Source organism: Enterococcus sp. LJL128 (assembly GCF_056924295.1).
On record NZ_JBXPBP010000003.1, the window covers coordinates 27488 to 53590 of the forward strand.

The following is a 26103-nucleotide window of genomic DNA, read 5'->3' on the forward strand; positions in this document are numbered from 1 at the left end:
AGTTTTATGATAAGGGGTTCTGATACTTGGCCAGTGATAATATTCTGCCAAACAATACCCAAATGCCAGCCATTCAAGTACTTCTTTTTTTAGAATAAGTAATTTTTAAGACAATTAAGGAAAAGAAGTAACTATGTCTTGTTTGAAAGAAATGCATATTTTCTGGAAGAATAAAAAAATTATTAATAAAATAAAAAATGTATAACCTTAGTCAAAATGATAAGGTCATACACTTTTCAGATTATTATTTAAGCAATTCTTTTAAAACAGGCATATCATGGACTCCATATTTTTCTTTGAATGTATGGATATCTTCCGCAGAAAAGGTCTCTGGATCAAGAACAAGCTCTTCAACTGGCAGAGGTCGTTCGTTGCGGATTTTCACATCGATTACGACAGGACCGTCACTTGCTTTTGCGGCTTCAAATGCAGGCTCTAACTGATTGTAATGGGTGATTGTGAAACCTTTCGCGCCAAGTGCTTCACTGGCAGAGCCAAAATCAGCACCCTCTAAAAAGACCCCGAATTTCTTTTGTTCAGTATCCTCTTGCTCTGCTTCAATAAATCCAAAAGAATCGTTTGAAAAGACTATGTTAATAATCGGCAGTTTATATTTCACCTGAGTGATAATATCCTGCATCACCATGGCAAAGCCTCCATCTCCGCTTAAGGTAAAAACTTGTCTGTCAGGGTAGCTGAGCTGGGCGGCGATTCCTCCGGGAATCCCATTCCCCATCGTTGCAAACCAGCCGGAAGTAGTGAATAGCTGACTGCCGTTCATGTCTAATAGACGAATAGCATGAATCGTAGTATTGCCGACATCCGTAACAAAGACAGCGTTGTCCTCTGCAATACGGCGTATTTCTTTGAAAACAGGTTCTGGTCTTAATGGACTTTCAGAAAAATTATCAAAGCTTCTCAACCATTCTACCCAATTTTGTTTATTTTTCTGATTAGCATCCAACCATTTGTCAGCAGGACGTTTTTCTCCGGCTGCCATTATCATTTTTAAAGCAGTTTTGCCATCACCTAATATCGCAACGTCTGTTTTATGACGTCTGCCAAATTTGGCGGCATCAATATCTACCTGAACAAACATAGCATCTGGATTAAAAAACATAGCGGCAAAAGGAAAATCACTGCCTACAAAAACAATCAAATCGGCGATTGCCAACGCTTCATTTGCTGGCTTAGTTGCTACTCTGGCAGCAAAACCAAGAAAGTTTTCATAAGAATCAGGAACAATTCCCTTTGCCAAAACTGCAGCAGCAACCGGCATTGAAAAATACTCTGAGAAAGCTTTTATTTCTTCCCAGCCGCCTCGTGTTCCCTGACCAATGTACAATATAGGCTGTTTGGCTTGTTTGATTAAAGCCGCTGCTTCATTAATGTCCTTCTCAGCAGGAATCGGCAGCCCGGTACGATGATTCTTTGCAGTTGAAAGATACGTATCAGGTATTTCCTGAAAGCCAAAATCAACTGGAATCGTAACTACAGCGACTCCGTTGAACTGGTATGCTGCTTTGATTGCTTCATCAATAACATGGGGAAGACTTTCCGGAGTCATTACAGTGCGATTGTATACACTAACATCTGCAAACATAGGATTTTCATTTAATTCCTGAAAAGAATTATAATTCATTGCAGTTGAAGCAACCTGTCCTAGCAAAGCCAAAACTGGCACGTGATCCATTTGTGCATCATATAGTCCATTAATTAAGTGAGTGGCACCTGGACCAGCTGAACCGAAAACAGCACCAATCTTTCCAGTCAGCTTTGCATCGGCTGCTGCAGCTAATGCCCCCACTTCTTCATGCCGGACCTGAATGTACTTGATACGTTCTTTCTCTTTGTAGAGAGCATCCATTGTTGAATTGAACGAACCACCGGGAATTCCGTAAATATGATCGATTCCCCAGCTTTCTAAAACCTTCACCATTGCTACGCCGGCATTAATTGTATCTCCCATTGCTACTCACTCCAATTCTTGAAATACTTACACTTAAAGTATACGCTCCTTTAGGGTTCCAACCAAACAATAGCACTTATTTCACTATTTTTAGGTATGCTTAAAAATAAAATAAGCTGGACTGTAAAAAACGGCTGTGATAAAATGAAAACAAAGATAACGATTGTTTGGAGGGAAGCACATGATTAACTGGTTAGTTGGATTGGAACCGTGGCAGCAAGCCTTAGTTGGAACGGGTTTTACTTATTTTATGACTGCTTTAGGTGCCGGTTTAGTTTTTTTCTTCAAGGATATCAAAAAAGATGTTTTAAATTTGATGCTGGGTTTTGCTTCTGGCGTAATGATTGCAGCCAGCTTTTGGTCATTGTTGGCACCTGCTATTGAACGTGCTGAGGAAAATGGAGATATTGCCTGGCTGGTAGTGAGTGTTGGTTTTGGATTGGGCGGATTGTTTTTATACATAGCAGACAAAACGCTCCCTCATATGCATTTCGGTCCAAATCATGAAAAAGAAGGACTGCCCAGCCATTTAAAGCGGACAATTCTGCTTGTTTTCTCTATTACGCTACACAATATCCCGGAAGGATTGGCTGTGGGAGTGGCATTTGGAGCAGCTGCATCTGCAGACAATCCTGAAACAGCGGTACTTGCAGCTATCTCAGTAGCATTGGGTATTGGTATACAGAACTTTCCGGAAGGAGCGGCTGTTTCAATTCCATTAAGACAGGAAGGCTTAAGTCGTTCCAAAGCATTCGTTTATGGGCAGGCTTCGGGGATTGTTGAGCCAATAGCCGGAATTATTGGCGCGATTCTGGTTACAAAGATGAGTCTGCTTTTACCTTATGCATTAGCTTTCGCAGCTGGAGCGATGATTTATGTGGTGGTGGAGGAATTGATTCCAGAAGCTCAGCAAACGATTACCAGTAAACGGCATTTCGCTGTTTTTGGGGTAATGCTGGGATTCATCATCATGATGGTACTTGATGTGGCTTTAGGCTAGTCAAAGAAACTGATTGATTGGATTGGTAGAAGCGGTTATTTCATAAGATAGGTAATTTTGTTATTTATATCTGCTTGATTCAGACAGAGAAACTAAAAATAGAAATGACAAGTAAAGACCTTTAGGAACGGCTTTTCTTTTGCTGTCTTAAAGGTCTATTAATTTTTCAAAGGTCATTTTTATAAAGAACATCTGAAAGCAGGCGTAAACTTAAAAGTTTCTGAGAAATAGATTTACTTCCTATGTAGTAATTCCTCATCCTGTGGTAAAATAAAAAAAGCAACTTTCTTCAAGAAGATGAGAGGAGATTCACTAAGTATGGAAAAATCATATGTTGTTGCAGTGGTAGGTGCAACAGGGGCAGTTGGTACAAAGATGATTGAGATGTTGGAACAAACAAAGTTACCAATTAAAGAGGTTAAGCTTTTAGCTTCAAAACGTTCTGCGGGTAAAGAACTGAAGTATAAGAACCAAACCTTAATTGTTGAAGAACTTGTTCCGGAATCTTTTGAAAATGTTGACATAGCATTATTTAGCGCAGGTGGCGGGATATCTAAGATATATGCACCAGAGGCAGTCAAGCGGGGTGCGGTAGTCATTGATAATACCAGCCATTTCAGGATGGACCCAGAAGTGCCGCTAGTTGTTCCAGAGGTAAACAAGGAAGCGCTGAACAGACACAAAGGTATTATTGCTAATCCCAACTGTTCAACGATTCAAATGATGGTTGCTTTGGAGCCAATCAGAAAACAGGCAGGCTTAGAACGAGTGATTGTTTCTACTTACCAGGCGGTTAGTGGTGCCGGAGTTAATGCAATGGAGGAACTGAAAAAACAGGCTGTTGATTACGTGAACGGTGTTCCCGCTGATCAATTAACTGCTGAAATTCTTCCTTGCGGCGGCGATAAAAAGCATTACCCAATCGCATTCAACGCGTTGCCTCAGATTGATGTTTTTGCTGATGAGGATTACACGTATGAAGAGTGGAAAATGATTAATGAAACGAAGAAAATTATGGAAGATGACTCTTTAAAGGTCAGTGCGACCTGTGTCAGAATTCCAGTTTTATCTGGTCATTCGGAATCAGTCTATATTGAGGTAGAAAAACCGACATCTGTTCAAGCTATTCGGGAATGGCTGGAGCAGGCGCCTGGTGTTGTTGTACAGGATGATCCGGCTCAACAGCTGTATCCGCAAGCTTTGACTAGTATTGATAAGAAAGAAACCTTTGTTGGAAGAATCCGCAGAGATGTAGATATTGCCAATGGCTTTCATTTATGGGTGGTTTCCGATAATTTACTGAAAGGCGCTGCATGGAATTCAGTTCAGATAGCAGAAACTTTACATGAGATGGATTTAGTTCGGGTATAGATTAAAGAAGGTTTGGAGGGAAAAGTATGAAATTAACAAATGCATCAATTATCACAGCAATGGTCACACCATTCGATTCGGCAGGACAGATTGCCTTTGATCGGCTTCCTGCATTGGTGGAACATTTGCTGGAATCACATACAGAGGGAATAATTCTAGCTGGGACGACAGGTGAGTCGCCAACGTTGACTCACGATGAAGAAATTGAATTGTTCAATGAAGTTATCCGTTTGGTGAATAAGCGTGTACCAATCATATGTGGTGTGGGAACAAACGATACAAGAGACTCTGTTGAGTTCGTTAAAGAAATCGCTCAAATAGAAGGAATCGATGCGGGACTGGCAGTTGTTCCATATTATAACAAACCCAATCAAGAGGGCCTGTACCAGCATTTTAAAGCTATTGCTGAAGCAAGCGACTTACCGATTATTTTGTATAATGTTCCGGGAAGAACAGTCGCAAGCATGGATGTTGAAACAACTATTCGCTTAGCAGAGATTGAAAATATTATCGCAGTAAAAGAATGTGCCGGTTTAGAGGCGCTAACAGAACTGATTGAACAGGCACCAAAAGATTTTCTTGTTTATACAGGTGAAGATTCATTGGCTTTTTCAACAAAAGCGCTTGGCGGGCAAGGAGTTATTTCTGTTGCAAGTCATCTATTTGGCACAGAGATTTATGAAATGTTTCAAGCTTTGGATCAGGGAGAAATTAAACAGGCCGCTGCCATTCAGCGGAAATTGTTGCCGAAAATGAATGCTCTATTTTCTGTGCCTTCCCCTGCACCAGTTAAAATGGTATTGAATCATTTAGGTGTTTCTGTTGGTGATTTACGTTTACCTCTTGTATCATGTACTTCTGAAGAGAAAGAAAAAATATTGCAAATACTTGATAGATAAATCAAGCAGAAATAGAGAGGTGAAAAAAGTGAGTACAATAAAAATCATTCCGCTTGGCGGTGTCCGTGAAAACGGAAAAAATATGTATATCGCTGAAGTGGAGGATGAAATTTTTGTACTGGATTGTGGATTGAAATATCCAGAAAATGAGCTTTTGGGAATTGATGTGGTGATTCCGGATTTTACTTATCTGGAAGAGAACGTTGATCGAGTTGCAGGGGTTTTCCTAACACACGGTCACGCAGATGCAATTGGTGCATTGCCTTATCTTTTATCTAAAGTTCAGGTGCCAGTATTCGGTACAGAGCTGACTATAGAATTAGCAAAATTAAATGTAAGCAGCCATCCGGGGACGAAGAAATTCAATGATTTCCACGTTGTCGATGCGCATACGGAAATTGATTTTGGTCATGCAACAATCAGTTTTTTCAAAACAACGCATACAATTCCGGATTCCATTGGAATTAATGTGAAGACAGATGAAGGAAATATTGTTTATACTGGAGACTTCAAATTTGATCAAAGTGCTACTCCTATGTATCAAACAGAGTTCAACCGTTTAGCAGAAATTGGCAGTGAAGGGGTCTTGGCTTTATTAAGTGATTCCTCCAATGCTGAAAACCCGGTACCTGTTGCCTCTGAACTACAGGTGGCAGAAGAAGTTTTTGATACAATTCGCTATTGGGAAGGCAGAATCATTGTTGCCTCAGTTGCCAGTAATTTAAAAAGAATACAGCAGGTTTTGAATGCCGCTTACCGTTCAAATCGTAAAGTAGTATTGACTGGCGCAGATTTGGAAAAAATTATCCGTACGGCTATGCGCCTGGATAAATTAGAACTGCCTAGTGATGATTTAATCATAACGATGAAGGACATGAAGAAGTATTCAGATGATGAACTGTTGATTCTGGAAACTGGCCGTATGGGTGAGCCAATTAAATCCCTCCAGAAAATGGCAAATGGAACCCATCGTTCTATAAGTATCAAAGCAGGTGATTTGGTTTATATTACAACTACTCCGACAACTGCAATGGAAACTGTTGTTGCTAAGACAGAGGATATTGTTTATCGGGCTGGCGGAACAGTCAAACAAATATCGGATAATCTGCGAGTTTCCGGTCATGGAAATCCAACTGATTTACAGCTAATGATTAACTTGATGAAGCCTAAATATTTTGTTCCTGTTCAGGGCGAGTATCGTCAGCTAGCTGCTCACGCAGATTTAGCGCATGAAATTGGTATTCCTTATAAAAATATTTTCATCACAGGCAGAGGGGAAATTCTGGAATATAAGAAACAAAAAATGTCTGCAGCTGGGACTACTCCTGCTGAAAACATTATGATTGATGGTTTAGGTGTTGGTGATATAGGGAACATCGTGCTTAGAGATCGCCGTATTCTATCTGAAGACGGAATTTTTGTGGCTGTAGTAACGATTAATCGTCGGGAAAAACGAATTGTTTCACCCGCTAAAATCACTTCCAGAGGCTTTGTCTATGTGAAAACGAGTAAGGACTTGATGGTAGAGAGCGGCAAAATCGTTACGGAGATTGTTGAAAAGCATCTGGAAAGTAAAGATTTTGAATGGAGTAAGCTGAAGCAGGATATTCGCGAACGCTTAAGCCGCTACTTGTTTGAACAAACAAAACGCCGGCCTGTAATTTTACCAGTTATCATGGAAGCAACACAGAAGAAGAAGGGCTGACATCTAAAATCAGTATCTACAACTGAACGTCTAAATAATAAATGAATTAAAAGTCAAATGACCTTGAAAAGCCTAAGTAAAACTTTAGCTTTTCAAGGTCATTTTTTCTACTGATTAATTTCTTTAATAGATAAAATAAGCAAGTAGGATAGATAATCACCTTTTTACCAGTTGATAATTATTCAGTAGTTAATCTGTATCCCCTCTAATTCCAAAAGGTGGGACTTAATCGATAAACCTTCCTCATTTGTTTTTCCCATGTAACCAGTCAGTTTACCATTTTTACCGATTACACGATGACAGGGAATAATAATGGGTAAAGGGTTGTTCCGATTAGCTTGACCAATCGCTCTGACCGCTTTTTCAGATCTGACAGCTTTAGCGATGTCTAAATAGGAGCGTGTTTCTCCAAATGGAATTTCAGCTAGCGCCTGCCATACCTTTTGTTGAAAATCAGTACCCTTTTCAAAATAGAGCGGTGTTGAAAAGGTTTTTAAATCTCCTGAAAAGTAGGACCATAGTTCCTCCGCCGCTTGTTCTGTCCATTGATTTGTCACATGACTTTCAATTGGAAAGAAGGAGACTTCTGTTAGACCTAAATCGTTTCCATTCAGCCAGATGCTGCCAATTGATGTTTCAATTTTCATAAAGTGTCCTCCACAAACACATATTTTTTCTATTATACGATAAATTAAAGCGTAATATACTATGAACAGGTAAATTATTACAGTTTTTCTTCTATAAAAACGAAGCAGCTGTATCTCTACTTCGTTTCATATAAAACTTAAGAATAATGAATCAGGATATGGCTAAATTCAAACTTGATTTAGTCAGCTTAGTAGCACTTTGCACATTCTGTTAATCCTCGATTTATTGCTTCTTGTAAGGTAGTAGGCGTGTAGTCACCACTGCCGCATACATGAGTGTGATATTTTTTTCCTGTTGGTGTAACCAGTACCGTTTGCTCTGCAGCTACCTGCTGCTGTTCTTGTACCACAGCAGCTTGTTGAGCTTCTTCAGCAGCTGCTAAGGACTCCTGCTCTTCTTGAGCATGAATAGCAGTTTCAACTGCTGCTAATCTGTTAGATAGCTCCTCGTTTCCATCAGGAATAGACGAAACCGCAGCAATTGCTTTATCGTAGTGCTCTCGATTTTGATTATTTTCAGCGTTTTTAACAGCGACTTCTGCATCGGCAGTTAGCTGAGCAATTTCTGATTTTCTTTGTTCTTCCGCTAATTTCAATTCTTCTGCAAGCCGTTGTTCTTCTTTCTCAGCTTGTTTGACTGCGACAAAAGCAGCAGAAGGCTTAAGGACTATTTTCTTTGAAGTTGTCTGAGTATCTAGCTCTGATACGATGCTCAATTCCGTTTCAGAGTCATCGGATAATTCATAGGTTAATTCAAAAAAACCATCAGCATCTGCCTGTTTTTTAGTACTGATTTTAGAAGAAGGATAGACCGTTGCGTGAGGTTCTGTTTTACCTTTAATCAACACGGTTCCGTTGCTATCACTTTCTGTAGCTTCATCTAGAATCAGTGTCAGTTGCCTTATTTCAGATTTATCAGTAGTCTGTTTTGTTTTTTTCTTAGTGACTTGTTCACTTTTGGTCTCGTTCTTTATTTCTGATTGCTTTGTTGCTGTTTCAGTAGATGGAGTTAAAATCAATCCTACGGTGAAAGAAATCGCTGCTATACCGGCTATAATTGCTGATTTTTTTGCTTTTTTCGCATGATTCTTAGACCGAAAATAGGCAAAGCGCACGCCGAAGATGATTATACCAATAAGGCCTATTAAACCCAAAGTTATACCAGGTGCAGCAAATAACAGAACAAGCAAAATAATAACTCCTAGAATGAAAACACTTTTCATCATCGAAATCCCCCATTTTTCTAATTATTGTGTTTACAGAAAATAACTATTGCTTTAAAAATAATTATACCGTAAATAAAGTACTCTTTATATAAAATATCATTTAAAATGTATTTTTTTTATTTTCGGTAGATGGGAATATGGCTAAAAATGGATATAAGTGTCATAATTATCTGGAAAAGCAAATTATTCTATGTAAAATCTGTAGAGAACACGGAATATTTTGAAGTATGATACTATTAAGGAAGTTATTTAAGAGTGGAGTGAGAAGAGATGGAAGAAATTATTTTGCTGCATACGAATGATTTGCATTCTCATTTTGAAAACTGGCCGAAAATCAGAAGATTCTTGCTGAATAAAAGGAAGGAAAATTCTACACCAAAGCAGTCTACGTTTGTTGTTGATTTAGGAGATTTTGTTGATCGCTGGCATCCGTTGACAGAGGCTACAAATGGAACAGCAAATGTTGAATTGATGAATGCTGTTCACTATGATGGTGCCACTATTGGTAATAACGAAGGTGTGGGAAATTCAAAAAAACAGTTGAATCATCTTTATGATGAAGCAAATTTTGATATATTGCTGGGAAATCTTTTTGATTTAGATACTGGAAAACGACCGAGGTGGGCGCTTCCTTATAAAATTTTAGCAACAGCTCAAAAGACCAGACTAGGTTTGATAGGTTTGACAGCTCCTTTTCCACTTACTTATAAACCTAATGGCTGGGATATTCGTGGAGTGGATGACGTGCTGCCTCAGCTTATTAGCGAGGTTCGCCAGCAATGTGATGTTCTGATTCTGCTGAGTCATTTAGGTATAGACAACGATATGAAAATTGCTACAAACTACCCTGAGATTGATGTCTTACTTGGGTCACATACCCATCATCTTTTTCGGCATGGAGAAAAAATTAATCATACACAATTGTCAGCTGCAGGAAAGTTTGGACAATATGTTGGCGAGGTTCATTTGCTTCTTGAAGATGGAGTGATTGTTCAAACCAGTGCAGAGGCGTTGCCTACAGAAGACTTTTTAGCGTTACCGGAAGATGAAGCGGAAATCTCTTCCTACTTGGAAAAAGGGCACAATCTTTTAAAACAGAAGCAGGTTGCTGACCTCCCTTATACTTTTTCAAATGTACTGGATAGTGAGCACCCATTGATTTTTCAAGCTCTTAATGCTTTAAAGAAAAGAGGAGGGACAGAAGCCGCTGTTTTGAATACGGGTCTATTTTTAGACGATTTATCAAAAGGGCTGGTTACTGAAGAAAATCTTCATCAAGTGCTTCCTCATCCGATGCACTTGATACGAGTGACGCTAAATGGAAAAGAATTAACCCGTTTAGTCAGAGAGATGGAGAAAAACCGGCACTTTTTAAGAAAATTTCCTATTGTTGGTATGGGCTTTAGAGGAAAAATTTTTGGGGATATTTCGTATACTGGAATATCTTATGATAAGGCTGATGCTAGCGTGTACTGGAATGGCCAAGCTGTTGTTGACAATCAAAACTATACATTGACTACGATTGATCATTATTTATTTATTCCTTTTTTTCCTACTATAGAAATTGCAGGAGAAATTGAGTTTTTATTTCCTGAGTTCCTTAGAAATGTTTTTGGGGATTATTTACGACGCTGCTATCCAATTGATAAAAAAGCAACGTACAATAAGTAGCTCTCGTAAAAACTAGGTAAATAAGAAATTATACTTATGGAAAATGATGAGATTCTGCATGCTTAATGGCAAAATGTTGCGTAAATCTGTATATTATCTGAACAAAAAAAGCTTTGGACATCATCATTTGATCTCAAAACTCTTTTATGTTCAGATTCAACAAAAAATCGCTAGACTAATTTTCGTTATTAGCGGGTAAGGATTGCATGAGCTCAAAAAAATATCCAGGCTTGCCAGTACTAAAATAGTTATACCAAGCCTCTAATGTATCTGCTTGGAAAACTTCCAGCTGCTCAATGATTTGCTTCGTCCATAATAAAGATCCTGTGGAGCTTGCAGTAATAAGGTTGTTGTCCACTACAGATGGCTCATCTATATAAGAGCCTGATCCTTTGTAATTAGGAGAAACCATTTCTAAAAATCCTACCCCGTTACTTGTATGGGTAAATGTATCTAATAGCCCAAAGTTGGCCAGCGCAGTAGTCCCGCCACATATTGCTCCAACTGTAGCACCTAAAGAAAGGAACTCCTCTGCTTTCTCGATAACAGCATGATGTTTGGAGTCATTCCATGTGTCTGCACCTGGTAATAACAATACACTTGATTTGTCTGTGATAATATCTTCTGTTACGCAATCAGGTACTATTGTCACTCCGCCCATTGTTTTAATTGGCTCTTTAGAACAACTTACTGTTTTAAGTGTTACTTGCTTTGCTCCTTTTTTAAAAAAACGACCAGAATTTAGTTCCGAGATAAGATGTCCCATTTCCCAGTCAGCTAAAGTGTCAAGAACGTAAATATAGATTGTAGTCATAAGTTTTCCTCCATTTAATTGTTTGGTAATTACTTTTTTATTATATCAAGTGATTGTTGACACCAGTATGGCAACAATCTAAAATAAAAAGAAATCTTGAAAGATAGCTGTTAAAAGAGCAGAGGTAGATTTGCTGCATTCTTTTGGCACTTCTCAAATAAGAAGCATATAAATGCATAAAAGTTGGCAGACATATTTGAAATTTCTACTTTTTATGGAAAAATAGACGAGAATCTTTTTGTTATTCAGATTGTTGTTAAAGAAATGATTTCAAGTATAGAAACCATAGTTTCTAAAAGCTGAAGGTAGCTCTTTGTGTAGAAGAAATTTGATTTAGGTAGTAGATAGATGTTACTCTTTTTTTAGATTTAAAAAAAACTAAAGTTAGCCTTTCAAAGCTAAGATATTGTTTTATAAAATATGCTATAATGAACGACAGGTGGTGAAGACATGGAAGAAAAAACTGAAGAAAAGAATGAATTGACAGCGGAGTTAACAGCTGTAATTGAAAATATAAATGAAGAAGAACCAGCAAAAACGAAAAAAAAGGGTGAAATCGTGACGCTTCTTGACGATAGCCAGTTAATGATTGGTGACCGTCAGTATGTACTTGTAAAGGATCATCGTGACGCTTTTGATGCTGAAAAAATTGGTGAACGTTTCAGCGATATTTTATCCAGATATGATTATATTGTAGGTGACTGGGGCTACGATCAGTTAAGATTGAAAGGTTTTTTTTCAACAACTAACCGTAAAGCCTCGCCGGATCAGCGCATTGATGCACTTGAAGACTATCTTTATGAATTCTGCAATTTTGGCTGTGCTTATTTTGTGATTGAACGTGTGGGTGAAAGAAAAGAAAAACAAAATCCGCGCAGAAAACGAAACAAGCGAAGCAACTATCGTAATCAGGCGCATACCGATGAAAAAAAAGCACCTGTTCAGAACCAAAATACTGTAAAGAAAAATAAACCGGTTATTCGGAACAGAAAAGAGAATTCGAATAATGACAAGCCGGCAGCAGATAATGGAAGAGCGAAAAAAGAAACGAATAATCGGTCATTTACGATTCGTCAGCGTGAGGGGCAATAATTTTGAAGAAATATAAAGGATATTTGATAGATTTAGATGGAACAATCTATCTTGGCAAAGACATTATACCGGCGGGAAAACGTTTTGTAGAGAGGCTGCAGAAAACTGAGCAGCCCTTTCTGTTTGTGACAAACAATACAACCAAAACACCAGAAGCTGTGGCAGAAAGACTGGCTATGGAATTTGATATTCATATCGCACCACAGACCATCTATACAGCTAGCCTAGCTACGATTGACTATATGAAGGAGCAAGGTGCTGGAAATAAAGTTTATGTCATCGGAGAGTCAGGTTTAATTGATTTGATTTTGGAAGCTGGCTTTGTTTGGGATGAAGAAACGCCTGATTACGTAGTGGTTGGATTAGATACAAAGATTACTTACGAAAAGCTTGTTAAGGCAACCTTAGCGATTCGTAAGGGAGCTGTCTTTATTGGAACGAATCCAGATAAAAATATTCCAACAGAACGAGGACTTTTGCCGGGTGCAGGCTCAATGATTTCTTTAGTGGAAACTGCTGTTCAGCGTAAACCAATTATGATTGGTAAACCAAATGCAATCATCATGAACGAAGCGGTTAAAGTGATGGGCTTAAAAAAATCTGACGTGCTAATGGTTGGGGATAACTATGAAACGGATATCCAAGCAGGTATCCAAAATGATATCGACACACTGCTGGTACTTTCAGGCTTCACTCAAAAAGAAGATGTGCCCAATCTGCCAATTCCAGCAACCTATACAATTGCTTCATTAGATGAGTGGGATGTCTGATATGGGAGTAAAGAAGAAAATTGCCTTGGAATATCTGGGATTCATTTGTCTTTTTTTGGCAGTGCTTTCTTTATGTATTACAATAACTATCAATTTTCGACCGTTGTATGCTTTGGATATTGATTTTTTAGATATTTTAGACTATACAACAATTGGAAAAAAGGAGTTGTTGGAAAATTTTGATCAACTGATGAAATATTTGAATAATCCGTTTATTCAGACATTAAAGCTATCTGATTTTCCGGTTTCTCAAAGTGGAGCTTTTCATTTTTATGAAGTGAAGCGCCTATTTTTACTTAACTATAGTGTATTGCTGATTACGATTGTTCCTGCTATAGTCTTTTTACGCTACTTAAAGAAAAAAGGCTGGCTTTGGCGGCTAATGCGCCCTAGCCAGATTGGCATGATTATACCAGTAGTCTTTCTATTCTTGATGCTCATTGGTTTTGACCAATTCTTTGTACAGTTCCATAGTCTTTTTTTTAATAACGATGCTTGGCTGTTTAATCCAGCAACAGATCCAATTATCAATGTGCTTCCGGAAGAATTCTTTATGCACTGTTTTTTGTTATTTTTTCTTTTATTAGAAGGCCTGCTTTTTCTACTTTATCGAAGTGGAAAAATTCAATTAAAAACAGCAGCTAAAGATACAGAATAGATAAAGTAAACACAAACTTTACGCTGTGATTTGCTTTTTCTTTCTGGATGCTTCAGCCAGTTTGTATTCGCTCGAAGTTGCTTCTTTAAGACAAATAAGAGAAATTATAGGAACCGATGGTCATTTTATGGCTATTGGTTTTTTTGAATTAATTAATATTCTATTTGACTTTTAAACCTGTTATAAAAATAGCTGTAAAATTCAAAATGAAAGGAGTATACTAATCAATAAAATAAAAGAATAGGGGTTTTAGAATGAAAAATATTTTTACAGCTATTTTATTCGCTGGTGCTCTTTTTTCTATAAGTGCCTGCTCAACTAATCAAAAAGAACTAAGCGACAATAAGGAAACTTCAACTACGTCTTCAATGAATCAGGTGAATAAAGAAGAGCATATTGACTATGATCATCAGGATGAGTGGGAGTTTGTTTCTGAAAAGATGCAGTCGCCGATTGATATTCCAACCAGCGAGGTTGAAAATATGAGCCCGGATTTGGGAACAATTGTCTTAGATTATGGTATTGAAATTACTAATGCTGAAAACAATGGTCATAGTATCCAAATAGAAGATGGCGGGAAAGCAGAAATTAACGGACGAAATTTTGAACTAACACAATTTCATTTTCACGCAGAAAGTGAGCATACAATCGATGGGAAGCATTACCCGATGGAGGTACACTTTGTAAATAAGGCTCAGGATGGTCGACTTGCGGTGATTGGCGTCTTTTTCAAGGAAGGAGCAGAAAACAAAGGATTTCAAGAGGTGTTGGATAACGTTAACAATGGAAAAACAGAGCCAATCACTGATTTAAATGAGATGCTTCCTGAAAATAAAAGCTATTATCATTATCTGGGATCACTGACTACGCCGCCATTGAGTGAGAATGTAGAATGGTATGTTATGAAAAATTCGGTGGAAGTATCGAAGGAACAAATTAAGTCTTTCAAAAAGCTGTACGCTCATAACAATAGAGAAATTCAGCCGTTGAATGACCGAGCGATTATTGCATATACAGAATAAGAAAAGCAACACAGAGCTTGAGCACATTTCACATAGCTTAGTGTCCAAACTCTTTTTTGTTAAAAGCTGAATAAACAGTTTAATCGTCTTTTTTTCCTTCCCATTTATGAAGGCAGTGTCTTTTCTGTCATATCCTTCAAATTTATGTAAGCTGAGAATGCTTTTACTTTAAAGAGGTTCTCAGTTTTTTTAAAATTTCATGTAGTTTCAAAAACTAGATTGAATAATTTTTGTAAGTATGTTAATCTTTTATAAGAAAAAGGTGGTGTGTTTTTTTGGATGATATCAAAGCTTCATTAAAAGACTGGGGAGAAGAATTAAGAAATATACATTTACCTAGATGGCATGAGCTTCCGGATATTGAACTTTATATGGATCAGGTGATTACGCTGGTAGAAAAATATCTATCTCCGCTGATTACATCAGAAAAGCATACATTATTGACATCTTCTATGGTTAATAATTATGTTAAGCTGGGGTTGATTCCAGCACCTAAAAAGAAGCGGTATAATCAGAAGCATTTAGCTTTTTTAATTGCAATCACTCTGCTAAAGCAAGTGTTGACAATTCCGGAAATCAAAGAGGGCATCCTATTTCAAGGAGCTGCTGTTGGCATTCGGGAAGCATATAATCTGTTTTGTAGCGAACAGGAAAACGCATTAAGAGTAGTTGTCTCTCAAGCACTAGGAGAAGAGCCGACACCGGCATTTAATGAACCTATACCGGTAGAATTTCTGGTAGTAAAAGCTGCGACTTTGTCTTTTGCTACTAAAATGTTCAGTGAAAGGGTTATTGAATTAGAACAACTATACTTGAAGAAGATGGAGAAAGAGCAATGAATAAAGAAAAAATAGCAATACTTGTAGATTCTGGAACTGATGTGCCGGAGGAATTGGTTGAAAAATATGGCATTTATGTGATTCCCTTACAAATTATTTATAAAGATCGAGTGTATACTGATAAAGTAGATATTACACCAGAAGAGGTTTATGAACGTCTACCTCAGGAAATCCCAAGTACTTCTTTACCTGATGGGGAAACGATTACTAAGATTTTTGAAAAAATTAAAGAGGACGGTTATGAAAAGGTACTAGCCATTACGATTTCTAGTGGACTTAGTGGTACGTATAATATTGTCCGTTTGATTAGTGAAGAATTTACTTCTTTGGAAACCTTTGTATTAGATACGAAAAATATAGGAATTGGCAGCGGACTTCAGGTGATAGAAGCAGCCAAGATGCTTGAGCGTGGTTCATCATGGGAAGAACTTAAGCTGCAGACAACTAAAAATGTGGAAAAAGCTACAGTGTATTTCAATGTAGCTACACTTGAGTATCTTCAAAAGGGTGGCCGAATCGGCTTAGTCGCCTCCATTTTAGGAAATGCATTAAAGCTGAATCCAATCATTTCATGTAATGAACAAGGTGTTTATTACACCGTTGCAAAAGCAAGAGGAAGAAAGAAAAGTCTGGAGAAGGCTTTTAACTTGATTAAAGAGTTCATCGGAACACATAAAAAAGTGGTTTTGGCGGTGGCTCATGGTCAAGCGGAAGAGGAAGCAAGAAGCTTTTATCAGAAGCTCAAGGATAATTTTCCACAGGCTGAAGAAATCTATTTTGGTACAATTAGTCCAGCATTAGTTGTGCATACGGGACCAGGATTATTGGGAATCGGGATCCAGCTGTTGGATGATTGATAAAAAAACAGTTCAAATAATTGCTAGAAATTTAAAATATAGGTAAACTATGAGCGAGATAATAAATCTCGCTTTTTATATGAAAATTTCATGAAAAGGTATTGAAAAAAACAGTAGTTATGTTAAACTCAATACTGTTTGAAAGGGGAGAAACACATGAAAAAAGGAATTGCAGAAATTATTGGAACATTTATTTTAGTCTTTTTCGGTACAGCTACAGCAGTTTTAGGAAATGGTATGGATGGAATCGGTACGACAGGAATTGCCTTAGCTTTTGGGTTAACAATCGTTGCCGCTGCTTATAGTATTGGTACGATTTCCGGTGCACATTTAAACCCAGCTGTTTCACTAGGGATGTGGGTAAACAAACGGATCACCACTCAGGAATTTATTTATTATGTTGTTGGGCAGGTAATCGGTGCTTTATTGGCTTCATTTACTTTATTAATGATTTTGAACGGCAGCGATGCAAGCACAGCCAATTTAGGTCAAAACGGCTTCGGTGAATTCACTGCTATTGGTGCTTTGGCTATTGAAATTATTCTGACATTCATTTTTGTTTTAGTTATCATGGTGGTGACTAGTGCTAAAAAGGGTAACGCAAATCTTGCTGGAATCGTTATTGGTTTAACACTTACAATGGTTCACTTAGTTGGGATTCCTCTAACCGGTACTTCAGTTAACCCGGCAAGAAGCTTGGGACCAGCTGTATTCGCTGGCGGCGATGCGTTGTCACAATTATGGGTATTTATTGTAGCACCATTAATCGGTGGTTTGTTGGCAGCTTTAGTGGCCAAATATGTATTAGATACAGAAGGCGAATAGTTACTGATTGACGTATTAGTATCTACATGTATGTAATTTTTAGGAATGGGATTCCATATATCTCATTCCTTTTTTGTATTTCTGGCTATTCAGTGAGTCTGTTTCAAATGACAAAGTCTGGGACATAACTAAATTCCCAGTCTTTTAGTAGACTTAAATCCGAAGAAATGATGAGATAGTAACACATACGAGCACCTAACTGAGACGAGTAACTGCAGGAGCACGCACGAAGCATTTAACTGAGACGAGTAACCGCAGGAGCAACTTCTTCGGCAACAAGCCGGGATTTAGCTAGCATTTGTAGAGTACCAGGTAGAAATCAATCAACATCGAATGGTTTACCTTCGTGTTTCCTGTCATTTTTGTAAATTCTTTTTTGGTGCTTTGAATCACTGTGATTACTTCCTGCGTAAGTAGAACCGATGTTGAAAAGTACCTACCTGGTGCTTGAAGGTAACTGTTTCTGTCCCACCCTTGAAATAATGCGCTATAAAAACAGTTTCTTATAAGATTTTGCTAAATGGATGGTCTGAAATGAGAGAAATCAGCGGGCAAAGGTGAAAGACTTGAGAAAATGAGGTATAATGGAAAAAATACTGCAAAAGTATGAATGAAGAAAAAGAGGTGTCTCTTTATGAAAAAAATATTAGTTGTAGATGATGAAAAGCCAATTTCAGAGATTGTTAAATACAATCTTGTTAAAGAAGGCTATGAGGTGTTTACTGCCTATGATGGAGAAGAAGCATTAGAAAAAGTTAAAGAAGAAGAGCCGGATCTGGTTTTACTGGATTTGATGCTGCCAAAAATAGACGGGCTGGAAGTAGCACGTGAGATTCGTAAAACCTATGATATGCCAATTATTATGGTTACTGCGAAGGATTCTGAAATTGATAAGGTTCTAGGGCTGGAATTAGGTGCAGATGATTACGTAACAAAACCATTTTCAAATCGTGAACTGGTTGCCCGTGTGAAAGCAAATCTGCGTCGGGGAGCAGCAAGTGTTAAAGAAGCGGAAGAGACAGTTCCTTCTGAGCTGACAATTGGAGATTTGACGATTCATCCTGATGCATATATGGTTTCCAAGCGCGGCGAAAAAATTGAATTAACTCATCGTGAGTTTGAACTGCTGTTTTATTTAGCAAAACATATTGGTCAAGTGATGACAAGAGAGCATTTGTTACAGACTGTCTGGGGTTATGACTATTTTGGCGATGTGCGAACGGTGGATGTGACAGTTCGGAGACTGCGGGAAAAAATTGAAGATAACCCAAGTCATCCAACCTATCTAGTGACTCGTAGAGGTGTTGGCTACTATTTAAGAAACCCTGAACAGGAGTAATGAATTATGAGAAAAAAGGTTAACTTTTTTCAGTCAGTAAATTTTAAGATAGCTATTTCATTTATCCTCCTCCTTTTGATTGCGATAGAAATCATTGGGGGGTATTTTATTCGTGAGCTGGAAACAACTACGATTAATGATTATAAAAGAAATGTTGACTTACAGGTAACTCAATTGGTTAATTCACTGAGTACGCCTCTTGGAAATGAAGACAATAACCGTGAAGAAGTCGATGCCGATCTTAAACGTGTTGTAAGCAGCTTCTCCAACTCAGAATTTCTGGAGGTTAGAGTCATTGATGATAAAGGAAACATCAGGGCTATTAGTGATTTGAACCTGCAAGGGCTGATTGGAAAGAAAAATGAATATCGGGATTTAAATGATTTCAGCAGTAAGAAATATCCTGTGGTAGAAAACGGAAAACGTGTCTATATTAATGTCCAGCCTATATACTCTCCGGCTGGTGATACGGTCATCGGGGCTGTTTATGTTAAAAGTAATATACAGAATAAGTACGAAGAAGTCACGAACATTGCCAGAATCTTCTTTACAGCCTCTTTGATGGCGGGTGTAATTTCAGTCATTGTTACTTTGCTGATTGCCCGTTCAATTACTCAGCCAATTGGCGAGATGAAGGAACAGGCACTGCGCATTGCACGCGGGGATTACAGCGGGAAAGTAAAGGTATACGGTAAAGACGAGCTTGGACAGCTGGCAGAAACCTTTAACCAGCTGAGTGAACGGGTGGAGGAAGCTCAGGAAACAATGGAATCTGAGCGGAATCGGCTGGATAGTGTCCTCACCCATATGACAGATGGTGTTATTGCTGCGGATCGCCGGGGAAAAGTTATTACTATTAACGACATGGCTACAACCTTGCTTAATATGCCTGCAGCGGATGCTATTGGTATGCCCCTTTTAGAGCTTTTAGATATCCAGGAGGAATATACGCTGCGTACTCTTTTAGAAGAGCCTGACGAGCTGCTGCTCGATCGTTCTTCTTCAGAAGCACCTGAAGATCAGATGATTTTAAAAGTTGATTTCGCAATGATTCGTCGGGAATCAGGCTTTATTACTGGTTTGGTTTGTGTGATTCATGATGTAACGGAGCAGGAAAAGAATGAGCGGGAACGACGGGAATTCGTTTCCAATGTATCCCATGAGCTGCGTACACCGCTAACCAGTATGCGAAGCTATATTGAAGCTTTAAATGAAGGTGCTTGGGAAAATCCTGAGGTTGCACCGAATTTTTTGAAGGTAACACTTGAAGAAACGGATCGGATGATTCGAATGATTAATGATTTACTGAATTTGTCTAGAATGGATTCAGGAAATTCGAAGCTGCAGCTGGAGTATGTTAACTTTAATGAACTAATTAGCTTTGTTCTGGACCGTTTTGATATGATGGTGGAAAGCGGTGAAAAGAAGTTTGTAATTCGTCGTGAGTTTACTAAGCGTGCCTTATGGGTAGAGCTTGATACGGATAAGATCATTCAAGTGTTGGATAATATCATGAATAATGCCATAAAATATTCTCCCGATGGCGGCGAAATTGTCTGCCGCCTCATTGAAACACATAGTACGGTCATCTTTAGTGTAACGGACAGAGGACTAGGTATACCTAAGAAAGATTTAGGGAAAGTCTTTGAACGTTTTTATCGGGTAGATAAGGCTAGAGCCAGAGCACAGGGAGGAACAGGACTAGGCTTGGCCATATCCCGAGAAGCAATCAAAGCGCACAATGGCTCTATCTGGGTAGAAAGTGTAGAAGGGCAAGGCTCGACATTTTATATTTCTCTACCGTATGAACCTTATGAGGAGGAATGGTGGGAATGAACCTTTTTGAAAAATTAATTCGTGCCGGACTGATCATAATGGTTCTGTTGAGCTTGTACTTTTCAACAATCATTTGGATTAGTTCTTCTGTAAAGGAGCCTAGACCGGAAACGGAAACGCAAGTAGCTGCTGCAGTTAAAGAGCGTGCTGCTAGTGATGCATTTTTACCAATTCGTTTGGTTCGTACAAAAGAAGATGCATTTTTTATTAGTACCAGTGAAAGCTTAATTGCTTCTGTTCAAAGGGTGATCAGTGACAGCAGCTTTGGCAAGCTAGATACTTTAGTTAAGAGCAACCAAGAGGAGTACAACAACCATTATCTGGAAAAAAATGACTTTGAGCTTCTGTATGAGGGTGAATTCTCCCTTAGAGAGTATTTATCAACCTTTGATATTGATATCGATCTTTCTGCTTTTTCTGAGGATGATCCTTTAGTCTTTAGCCGAATCCAGATTAATTATACTGAAGGTACTATTTTATTTTTTGATTTGTCCAATTGGAATGTATATACAACCCATATTTCCATTAATAAAACAGCTGTCGAACAGCTACTGGATAAAGAGAGTGTTGCTTATTTCAGCGTGGCTGAACGGACGGTAATTGCAGAGAAGCAATATTATATGGTCACAGATTTAAGGTTGAAAAAGTATAGTTACATTTTGGCCTCACAACCTGTGTCTCTTTTTAGAAATGCCTTCTTTAATAATTCTGAAGATGTTCATACGAATGATGACAGCAAGGATTTACTCTATACAAGCGGAACGGAAAATTTAAGAGTTGAGGAAAAGACTAATGTTTTATATTTCAATGGCGGCTTAGAGCGCACAGCTGAAGAGCACACCATTTACTCCGACAGCTTTGAATATGTGAAAAAGCTTGGCGGTAATATCGGCAATGTTCGCTATTTTGACCGGTCAGGTAATCGAATGACCTATCGTACCTTTGTTGAAGGATTTCCAGTTTTTAGTGAGAATAATAAGGGGCAGGTTAAGGTGGCGGTTGATAAGCAAAATACAGATCAGCCTAATGTCACAATCAATACAAGTCTCGATATGATTCAGGTGCCAATTCCATCAGAAGAAGAAGTTACTCTAATGAACACTTCTGATTTACTTTCTGAACTAGTTTATGCTGGCGCAGATGAAAACGATATTCAGTCATTGATTATTGGGTATACTTGGCAAACAATCGAAGGAATCACCCAAGTCGTTGATTTAACTCCGGAATGGTATATTCTTTATAAAGACCAATGGTATCCAGAAGGCGAGTTATTAGAAAAACTTGCAACCGTGGAGGTGGAGTAATGGACTTTAAACGAATCGAGTGGATTTTCTTTCTAGTATTTTTAGGAGTCAATATATTTTTGTTCAGCATTTACCGGGAAGGACTGAAGGATGAAAATAACATGTCCTACTCAGATCAGACGGAAAGCTTGGACAGCAGACTGAAAAAAGAGAATATTAAGCATAAAGGGGAGCTATCTGTCAAACGCTCCCACGGGTATTATTTAAGTGGAGAGCAGACAAATTTTACAGATACTATTCATCAGCAGAGAATTGATAGAGGGGATAATACTTTTTTCTGGTACAACGTTGAAATTACCGATAACGGATTAATCAACTATCCGTCCAATCACTATGTTGACCCGACAGAGGTAGGCGATACCTTTACAGGTTTTTTAAATGACAATGACAGTGTACTATTTGGCTCGGAATATCAATATCTCCCGCAGTTTTCTAATTTAAATGGAGATTTTCCTGAACTGATTGCTGCTCAGTCCTATGGAGGAATCCCATTTAATGATGGAACAGCACAGCTTACGGCGTCATTGGAAAAAAATGAGACGGATGATTTGCTGAAGATTAATAAGTATACACAGTCGCATATTGAGAATATTGAAGAACTGAGAGAGAAATCAGAGCTGTATTCCGAAAGAGATGCAGTCGAAACATTGTATATTAATAATAAAATACCGAGTAATTCAAGCATTACATTTACAAAGCTGGCTTATTCAAGAATCTATAAAATTCGTGACAAAAATGTCTATGTTCCAGTCTGGTTTGTTGGTATTTCTTCTAATGAAACGACATTACAGGTAGAACAGATTAATGCAATGAGCAATACGATTATTTCTAGTAATACGGTGATCAGGGTGGAAAAAGACGAGTGATAATTGTATAATAGATTGCTGTAGAGAATAAACGAAGGGAAGCGTAGGAAATGAGTCAGGAAAATGCATTTAATGTCAGTGTTCTTGCCAGCGGCAGCACAGGCAATTCCCTTTTTATAGAATCAAAGGAAAAGAAAGTTTTGGTTGATGCTGGTTTAAGCGGGAAGAAAATAACTTCTCTGCTGGCGGAAATTAATCGTAAGCCGGAGGATTTAGATGCAGTGCTGGTTACTCATGAGCACCGAGATCATATTCATGGAGTGGGTGTTCTAGCTAGAAAGTATAAACTGGATGTTTACGCAAATGAAAAAACTTGGCAGGCAATGGATCCGATGATTGGAAAAGTTGATGTTGGGCAAAAGCATATTTTTGAAATGGGCAAGGTATTAACTTTAGGGGATATGGATATTGAAAGCTTTGGCGTTTCCCATGATGCGGCGGCACCCCAGTTTTACCGATTTTATAAGGAAAACCGGTCGTTTGTTATTTTGACAGATACAGGGTATTGTAGTGATCACCTCCGTGGAACAGTACGGGATGCAGATGCTTACCTTATTGAAAGCAATCATGACTTGGGCATGCTTCGTGCAGGAGCATATCCGTGGAGTCTGAAACAGCGGATACTAGGAGATCAGGGACATCTTTCGAATGACGACGGTGCTTTGGTAATGGCTGATGTTATCGGACCGAAAACGAAAAGAATTTACCTCGGTCACTTAAGCAAAGAGAACAACATGAAAGAACTAGCTCAGATGGCTATGAGCTCCATTTTAACCGAATACGGCTTAGGTGTGGGGCATACGTTCAACGTTTACGATACCGATCCTGAGGCATCAACGGAGCTGTTTTCTATTTAGTTTGCTATTAAGGGTAGAGAGACGAACATCTTAAAATAGCCTTGAAATGAATCACTTATTTGAATTTAAGATTAGTAAAGAGTGTGAGACGAATGGACGTTGAAGCCTGTCCTACACTTTTATCTATCTTGGTGCTGCATCAAGTTTTGCTGGTAAGAAAAAACTGAATACAAATGAAGAGCTTGGAATGAAAAAACAGAGAATCTCTGGTTTTTTTCAAGTTCTTTTTTTCATAAAAAGAAACGAAGCGAGTGATTTCGGCAGCTGGACGGAAGTGACTTGGTAAAAAGCGCCAAGTCCATTTGCTTGTGGGCTGACCAAGCTCGTTCAGTTTTTATCCTATCAAGACAATTTGACGTCTTGCTGTTTCTTTTATGAAGCGTATTATTTTAAGTTTAATTTTAGTTGGCCTTGTTATTCTCTTTTAAAAGAAGAATAAAGGATGGTAAAAACGATGCCTGTGATTAACCATAAAGATAAGCAAGCCTGTGAGAGATACAATCAATTTATAGAAACTGCCCGGTTTAGTTCAATTACTCAGGAAACGGACTGGGGCCATGTAAAAAATAACTGGGAACCTCTCTATGTTTATTTGGAGGAGGCAGGTGAAATAGTAGCAGCTATGTCGATTTTAACGATTCAAAATATGGGCGAAGAATCGTTTGCCTACGCGGCAAAAGGACCTGTGATGAACGAAGTGTCTATAGCGTACATAGAACGATTAGTTGAAGAAGCAGAAGCTGAACTGGCAAAAAGAAAGGTGTTTCTGCTGCGGATGGACCCTGAATTTCCTTATTCTGAGGAACTAAATCTAGCACTTAAACAAACCAATTTATTGGTGAGAAATCGGGAAGTGGCTGGAAAGGAAACAATTCAGCCCCGCTACAATATGCTTTTGGAACTAAGGGGACGAACTGAGGAAGAAATTTTAAGCAGTTTTTATGGAAAAACAAGGTACCGTATCCGTTATGCTCAGAAAAAAGGACTAACAAGCAGGGGTTCTTCTGACTGGGAAGATTTGGCTCTTTTTTATACATTATATGAAACGACAAGCAGAAGACATGGAATTTCCTATCGTCCGAGAAACTATTTTATCCGTCTGGCTGAATCGTTTTTAGACTCTGGAAAAATGAAAATCATTTTGATTTTAATCGATGGTGTTCCTGATGCAGGAGGTCTCTGTTTTTTATCAGGAAATAAGGTTTGGTACATGTACGCCGGCAGTACACATGAAAATCAAGTTCTGATGGCTCCTTATTTAATGAACTGGGAAGGTATTAAGTGGGCATTGGCAGAAGGAAAGGAAGCCTATGATTTTGGCGGTGTTTTCGACTTAACCAATGAGGATGGGCTTTATCAGTTCAAGCATGGATTTATTCGCCCTGGACAGCCAACAGAGTACATTGGAGAATTGGATAAGGTTTATAATCAAGAAGTGTATCAAAGATTTATTGCTAAATAGTTTTTCTGTAATTTAGATGAAATATTCTGAAAATTTAGTGCTATAATAAGGTCATATTAAGCGGACGAAAAAGAGAAGTTGTAGCGGGAAGATAGCGGCTCTCTTTTGGAGAAGGGGAAAAAATGATTTTATTAGGCTCTATTGTAAATGCTTTAGCTATTATTATCGGCAGTTTTTTTGGTGCCGTCCTTCGGAATCTTCGAGAAGAAACGAAAGACACAGTTACCAAGGGGATTGGTTTAGGTGTTATTGTGTTGGGGCTGCAGATGTCTTTTAAGGCAAACTCATTTATCCTCATTTTAATCAGCTTGTGTCTAGGAGCGATGATGGGAGAGTTTTTCAGAATAGAAGACAGAATGAATACGTTTGGTCTCTACTTGGAAAAACGGTTTGCGAAACCAGGAAGTAATTTCGCAGAGGGCTTTGTTACCGCCACGCTGATTTTTTTGATAGGTTCTATGGCAATTATAGGTGCAATTGAAAGCGGCGTTTCCGGCAACCATCAAACGTTATTTACAAAATCCGTTATGGATGGCTTTATGGCAATCATGTTGACCGCAACACTAGGTGTAGGTGTCCTGTTTTCTGCTTTTCCAGTGTTAATCTATCAGGGAATAATCACCTTAGCTGCAAGTCTGCTAATGAAGTATGTACCAAAAGAGTTATTGGATCAGTTGATGATTGGCATCAGTTCAATTGGCGGCTTGATGATTATGGCGATTGGTTTGAATATTCTTGGATTAACAAAAATCAGAGTTTCAAACTATTTACCGGGAATCGTTATCTTAGTACTTTTGATTGTAGGACAATTTTATTTGTAATCATTCAATATTTTTTGATAGATGTGCACGTTAAACCATTTAGAGATTAAAACAAAGAAAAATAAAATAGAGAATACCATCATGATTAATTAGTACATTCAGCTTCAATAAAGCGGTTTTAGAATAGCCGTTGGATAGTTTGAAAAAAGGTATAACAAGCGGGCTCGGATAATTTCCGAAAGAACTACGTTTGTTATACCTTTTTTGCTTTTCGAGGAGGTTGTGACCCAAATGCTCTGCTTTGTGAAATAAG

Annotated in this window: 23 protein-coding genes; 19 read left to right on the forward strand and 4 right to left on the reverse strand. The window is 38.3% G+C overall.

Annotation, left to right across the window (positions count from 1 at the left end; translation table 11 throughout):
• Positions 1–244 precede the first annotated feature (244 nt).
• Positions 245–1969, reverse strand: a complete 1725-nt coding sequence (gene spxB / locus AC1Z3K_RS05360; RefSeq protein WP_461732080.1) for a pyruvate oxidase — start codon at positions 1967–1969, stop codon at positions 245–247.
• Between the two features lie 181 nt (positions 1970–2150).
• Between spxB and AC1Z3K_RS05365 the strand changes: the two genes are divergently transcribed.
• From AC1Z3K_RS05365 to AC1Z3K_RS05380, 4 genes are all read left to right on the forward strand, one after another.
• Positions 2151–2969: a ZIP family metal transporter gene (locus AC1Z3K_RS05365; RefSeq protein ID WP_426084688.1), complete on the forward strand. Its 819-nt coding sequence runs from the start codon at positions 2151–2153 to the stop codon at positions 2967–2969.
• A 318-nt stretch (positions 2970–3287) separates the two neighbouring features.
• Positions 3288–4340 carry an aspartate-semialdehyde dehydrogenase gene (locus AC1Z3K_RS05370; RefSeq protein WP_426084689.1) on the forward strand — a complete coding sequence of 351 codons (1053 nt, stop codon included), beginning with the start codon at positions 3288–3290 and terminating at the stop codon, positions 4338–4340.
• A gap of 26 nt (positions 4341–4366) precedes the next feature.
• Entirely contained in the window at positions 4367–5239 is an 873-nt protein-coding gene (gene dapA / locus AC1Z3K_RS05375) for a 4-hydroxy-tetrahydrodipicolinate synthase (protein ID WP_426084690.1), read from the forward strand.
• A 28-nt stretch (positions 5240–5267) separates the two neighbouring features.
• Complete coding sequence (locus tag AC1Z3K_RS05380) at positions 5268–6944, forward strand: ribonuclease J (RefSeq protein WP_461732081.1); 1677 nt, start codon at positions 5268–5270, stop codon at positions 6942–6944.
• A gap of 182 nt (positions 6945–7126) precedes the next feature.
• Here the strand turns inward: AC1Z3K_RS05380 and AC1Z3K_RS05385 are convergent, their stop codons facing one another.
• On the reverse strand, positions 7127–7591 hold the full coding sequence (locus AC1Z3K_RS05385; protein WP_426084692.1) for a methylated-DNA--[protein]-cysteine S-methyltransferase: 465 nt from the start codon (positions 7589–7591) through the stop codon (positions 7127–7129).
• Between the two features lie 188 nt (positions 7592–7779).
• Positions 7780–8817: a hypothetical protein gene (locus tag AC1Z3K_RS05390; protein ID WP_461732082.1), complete on the reverse strand. Its 1038-nt coding sequence runs from the start codon at positions 8815–8817 to the stop codon at positions 7780–7782.
• 270 nt (positions 8818–9087) lie between these two features.
• On the opposite strand from AC1Z3K_RS05390, the gene AC1Z3K_RS05395 reads away from it, so the two are divergent.
• A complete protein-coding gene (locus tag AC1Z3K_RS05395; RefSeq protein WP_461732083.1) occupies positions 9088–10488 on the forward strand; it encodes a bifunctional metallophosphatase/5'-nucleotidase in 1401 nt (466 codons plus the stop codon).
• Between the two features lie 175 nt (positions 10489–10663).
• On the opposite strand, the gene AC1Z3K_RS05400 is transcribed toward AC1Z3K_RS05395, so the two are convergent.
• On the reverse strand, positions 10664–11302 hold the full coding sequence (locus AC1Z3K_RS05400; RefSeq protein ID WP_461732084.1) for a DJ-1/PfpI family protein: 639 nt from the start codon (positions 11300–11302) through the stop codon (positions 10664–10666).
• Between the two features lie 450 nt (positions 11303–11752).
• On the opposite strand from AC1Z3K_RS05400, the gene AC1Z3K_RS05405 reads away from it, so the two are divergent.
• The 14 genes from AC1Z3K_RS05405 (at position 11753) to AC1Z3K_RS05470 (ending at position 25850) form a co-directional block, all read left to right on the forward strand.
• Complete coding sequence (locus AC1Z3K_RS05405; RefSeq protein ID WP_426084696.1) at positions 11753–12394, forward strand: YutD family protein; 642 nt, start codon at positions 11753–11755, stop codon at positions 12392–12394.
• Between the two features lie 2 nt (positions 12395–12396).
• A complete protein-coding gene (locus tag AC1Z3K_RS05410; RefSeq protein WP_461732085.1) occupies positions 12397–13164 on the forward strand; it encodes a TIGR01457 family HAD-type hydrolase in 768 nt (255 codons plus the stop codon).
• A gap of 1 nt (position 13165) precedes the next feature.
• Positions 13166–13822: a TIGR01906 family membrane protein gene (locus AC1Z3K_RS05415; RefSeq protein ID WP_461732086.1), complete on the forward strand. Its 657-nt coding sequence runs from the start codon at positions 13166–13168 to the stop codon at positions 13820–13822.
• Between the two features lie 254 nt (positions 13823–14076).
• The gene (locus tag AC1Z3K_RS05420; RefSeq protein WP_426084698.1) at positions 14077–14844 is read left to right on the forward strand and encodes a carbonic anhydrase; all 768 of its coding nucleotides are present in this window, start codon (positions 14077–14079) and stop codon (positions 14842–14844) included.
• 275 nt (positions 14845–15119) lie between these two features.
• On the forward strand, positions 15120–15683 hold the full coding sequence (locus tag AC1Z3K_RS05425; RefSeq protein ID WP_426084699.1) for a DUF1836 domain-containing protein: 564 nt from the start codon (positions 15120–15122) through the stop codon (positions 15681–15683).
• The gene (locus AC1Z3K_RS05430) at positions 15680–16540 is read left to right on the forward strand and encodes a DegV family protein (protein ID WP_461732087.1); all 861 of its coding nucleotides are present in this window, start codon (positions 15680–15682) and stop codon (positions 16538–16540) included. Before AC1Z3K_RS05425 ends, AC1Z3K_RS05430 begins: the two co-directional genes overlap by 4 nt.
• 156 nt (positions 16541–16696) lie before the next feature.
• On the forward strand, positions 16697–17365 hold the full coding sequence (locus AC1Z3K_RS05435; RefSeq protein WP_426084701.1) for an MIP family channel protein: 669 nt from the start codon (positions 16697–16699) through the stop codon (positions 17363–17365).
• 634 nt (positions 17366–17999) lie between these two features.
• Positions 18000–18704: a response regulator YycF gene (yycF, locus tag AC1Z3K_RS05440; RefSeq protein ID WP_426084702.1), complete on the forward strand. Its 705-nt coding sequence runs from the start codon at positions 18000–18002 to the stop codon at positions 18702–18704.
• 6 nt (positions 18705–18710) lie between these two features.
• Entirely contained in the window at positions 18711–20540 is a 1830-nt protein-coding gene (gene walK, locus AC1Z3K_RS05445) for a cell wall metabolism sensor histidine kinase WalK (protein ID WP_426084703.1), read from the forward strand.
• Positions 20537–21844, forward strand: a complete 1308-nt coding sequence (locus tag AC1Z3K_RS05450) for a YycH family regulatory protein (RefSeq protein WP_461732088.1) — start codon at positions 20537–20539, stop codon at positions 21842–21844. The genes walK and AC1Z3K_RS05450 overlap by 4 nt, the downstream gene beginning before the upstream one ends.
• The gene (locus AC1Z3K_RS05455; RefSeq protein ID WP_461732089.1) at positions 21844–22710 is read left to right on the forward strand and encodes a two-component system regulatory protein YycI; all 867 of its coding nucleotides are present in this window, start codon (positions 21844–21846) and stop codon (positions 22708–22710) included. Before AC1Z3K_RS05450 ends, AC1Z3K_RS05455 begins: the two co-directional genes overlap by 1 nt.
• 50 nt (positions 22711–22760) lie before the next feature.
• Positions 22761–23567: an MBL fold metallo-hydrolase gene (locus tag AC1Z3K_RS05460; protein ID WP_461732090.1), complete on the forward strand. Its 807-nt coding sequence runs from the start codon at positions 22761–22763 to the stop codon at positions 23565–23567.
• A gap of 442 nt (positions 23568–24009) precedes the next feature.
• Positions 24010–25029: a lipid II:glycine glycyltransferase FemX gene (locus tag AC1Z3K_RS05465; protein ID WP_461732091.1), complete on the forward strand. Its 1020-nt coding sequence runs from the start codon at positions 24010–24012 to the stop codon at positions 25027–25029.
• 122 nt (positions 25030–25151) lie between these two features.
• A complete protein-coding gene (locus tag AC1Z3K_RS05470) occupies positions 25152–25850 on the forward strand; it encodes a DUF554 domain-containing protein (RefSeq protein ID WP_461732092.1) in 699 nt (232 codons plus the stop codon).
• The last annotated feature ends 253 nt before the right edge of the window (positions 25851–26103 follow it).

Coding starts and splice junctions, on each gene's coding strand:
- AC1Z3K_RS05365 (WP_426084688.1), top strand. CDS start 2,151: ATGATTAACTGGTTAGTTGGATTGGAACCGTGGCAGCAAGCCTTAGTT.
- AC1Z3K_RS05435 (WP_426084701.1), top strand. CDS start 16,697: ATGAAAAAAGGAATTGCAGAAATTATTGGAACATTTATTTTAGTCTTT.
- AC1Z3K_RS05455 (WP_461732089.1), top strand. CDS start 21,844: ATGGACTTTAAACGAATCGAGTGGATTTTCTTTCTAGTATTTTTAGGA.
- AC1Z3K_RS05470 (WP_461732092.1), top strand. CDS start 25,152: ATGATTTTATTAGGCTCTATTGTAAATGCTTTAGCTATTATTATCGGC.
- AC1Z3K_RS05405 (WP_426084696.1), top strand. CDS start 11,753: ATGGAAGAAAAAACTGAAGAAAAGAATGAATTGACAGCGGAGTTAACA.
- AC1Z3K_RS05370 (WP_426084689.1), top strand. CDS start 3,288: ATGGAAAAATCATATGTTGTTGCAGTGGTAGGTGCAACAGGGGCAGTT.
- dapA (WP_426084690.1), top strand. CDS start 4,367: ATGAAATTAACAAATGCATCAATTATCACAGCAATGGTCACACCATTC.
- AC1Z3K_RS05420 (WP_426084698.1), top strand. CDS start 14,077: ATGAAAAATATTTTTACAGCTATTTTATTCGCTGGTGCTCTTTTTTCT.
- AC1Z3K_RS05415 (WP_461732086.1), top strand. CDS start 13,166: ATGGGAGTAAAGAAGAAAATTGCCTTGGAATATCTGGGATTCATTTGT.
- AC1Z3K_RS05400 (WP_461732084.1), bottom strand. CDS start 11,302: ATGACTACAATCTATATTTACGTTCTTGACACTTTAGCTGACTGGGAA.
- AC1Z3K_RS05390 (WP_461732082.1), bottom strand. CDS start 8,817: ATGATGAAAAGTGTTTTCATTCTAGGAGTTATTATTTTGCTTGTTCTG.
- walK (WP_426084703.1), top strand. CDS start 18,711: ATGAGAAAAAAGGTTAACTTTTTTCAGTCAGTAAATTTTAAGATAGCT.
- AC1Z3K_RS05430 (WP_461732087.1), top strand. CDS start 15,680: ATGAATAAAGAAAAAATAGCAATACTTGTAGATTCTGGAACTGATGTG.
- AC1Z3K_RS05395 (WP_461732083.1), top strand. CDS start 9,088: ATGGAAGAAATTATTTTGCTGCATACGAATGATTTGCATTCTCATTTT.
- AC1Z3K_RS05385 (WP_426084692.1), bottom strand. CDS start 7,591: ATGAAAATTGAAACATCAATTGGCAGCATCTGGCTGAATGGAAACGAT.
- AC1Z3K_RS05460 (WP_461732090.1), top strand. CDS start 22,761: ATGAGTCAGGAAAATGCATTTAATGTCAGTGTTCTTGCCAGCGGCAGC.
- AC1Z3K_RS05465 (WP_461732091.1), top strand. CDS start 24,010: ATGGTAAAAACGATGCCTGTGATTAACCATAAAGATAAGCAAGCCTGT.
- yycF (WP_426084702.1), top strand. CDS start 18,000: ATGAAAAAAATATTAGTTGTAGATGATGAAAAGCCAATTTCAGAGATT.
- AC1Z3K_RS05450 (WP_461732088.1), top strand. CDS start 20,537: ATGAACCTTTTTGAAAAATTAATTCGTGCCGGACTGATCATAATGGTT.
- spxB (WP_461732080.1), bottom strand. CDS start 1,969: ATGGGAGATACAATTAATGCCGGCGTAGCAATGGTGAAGGTTTTAGAA.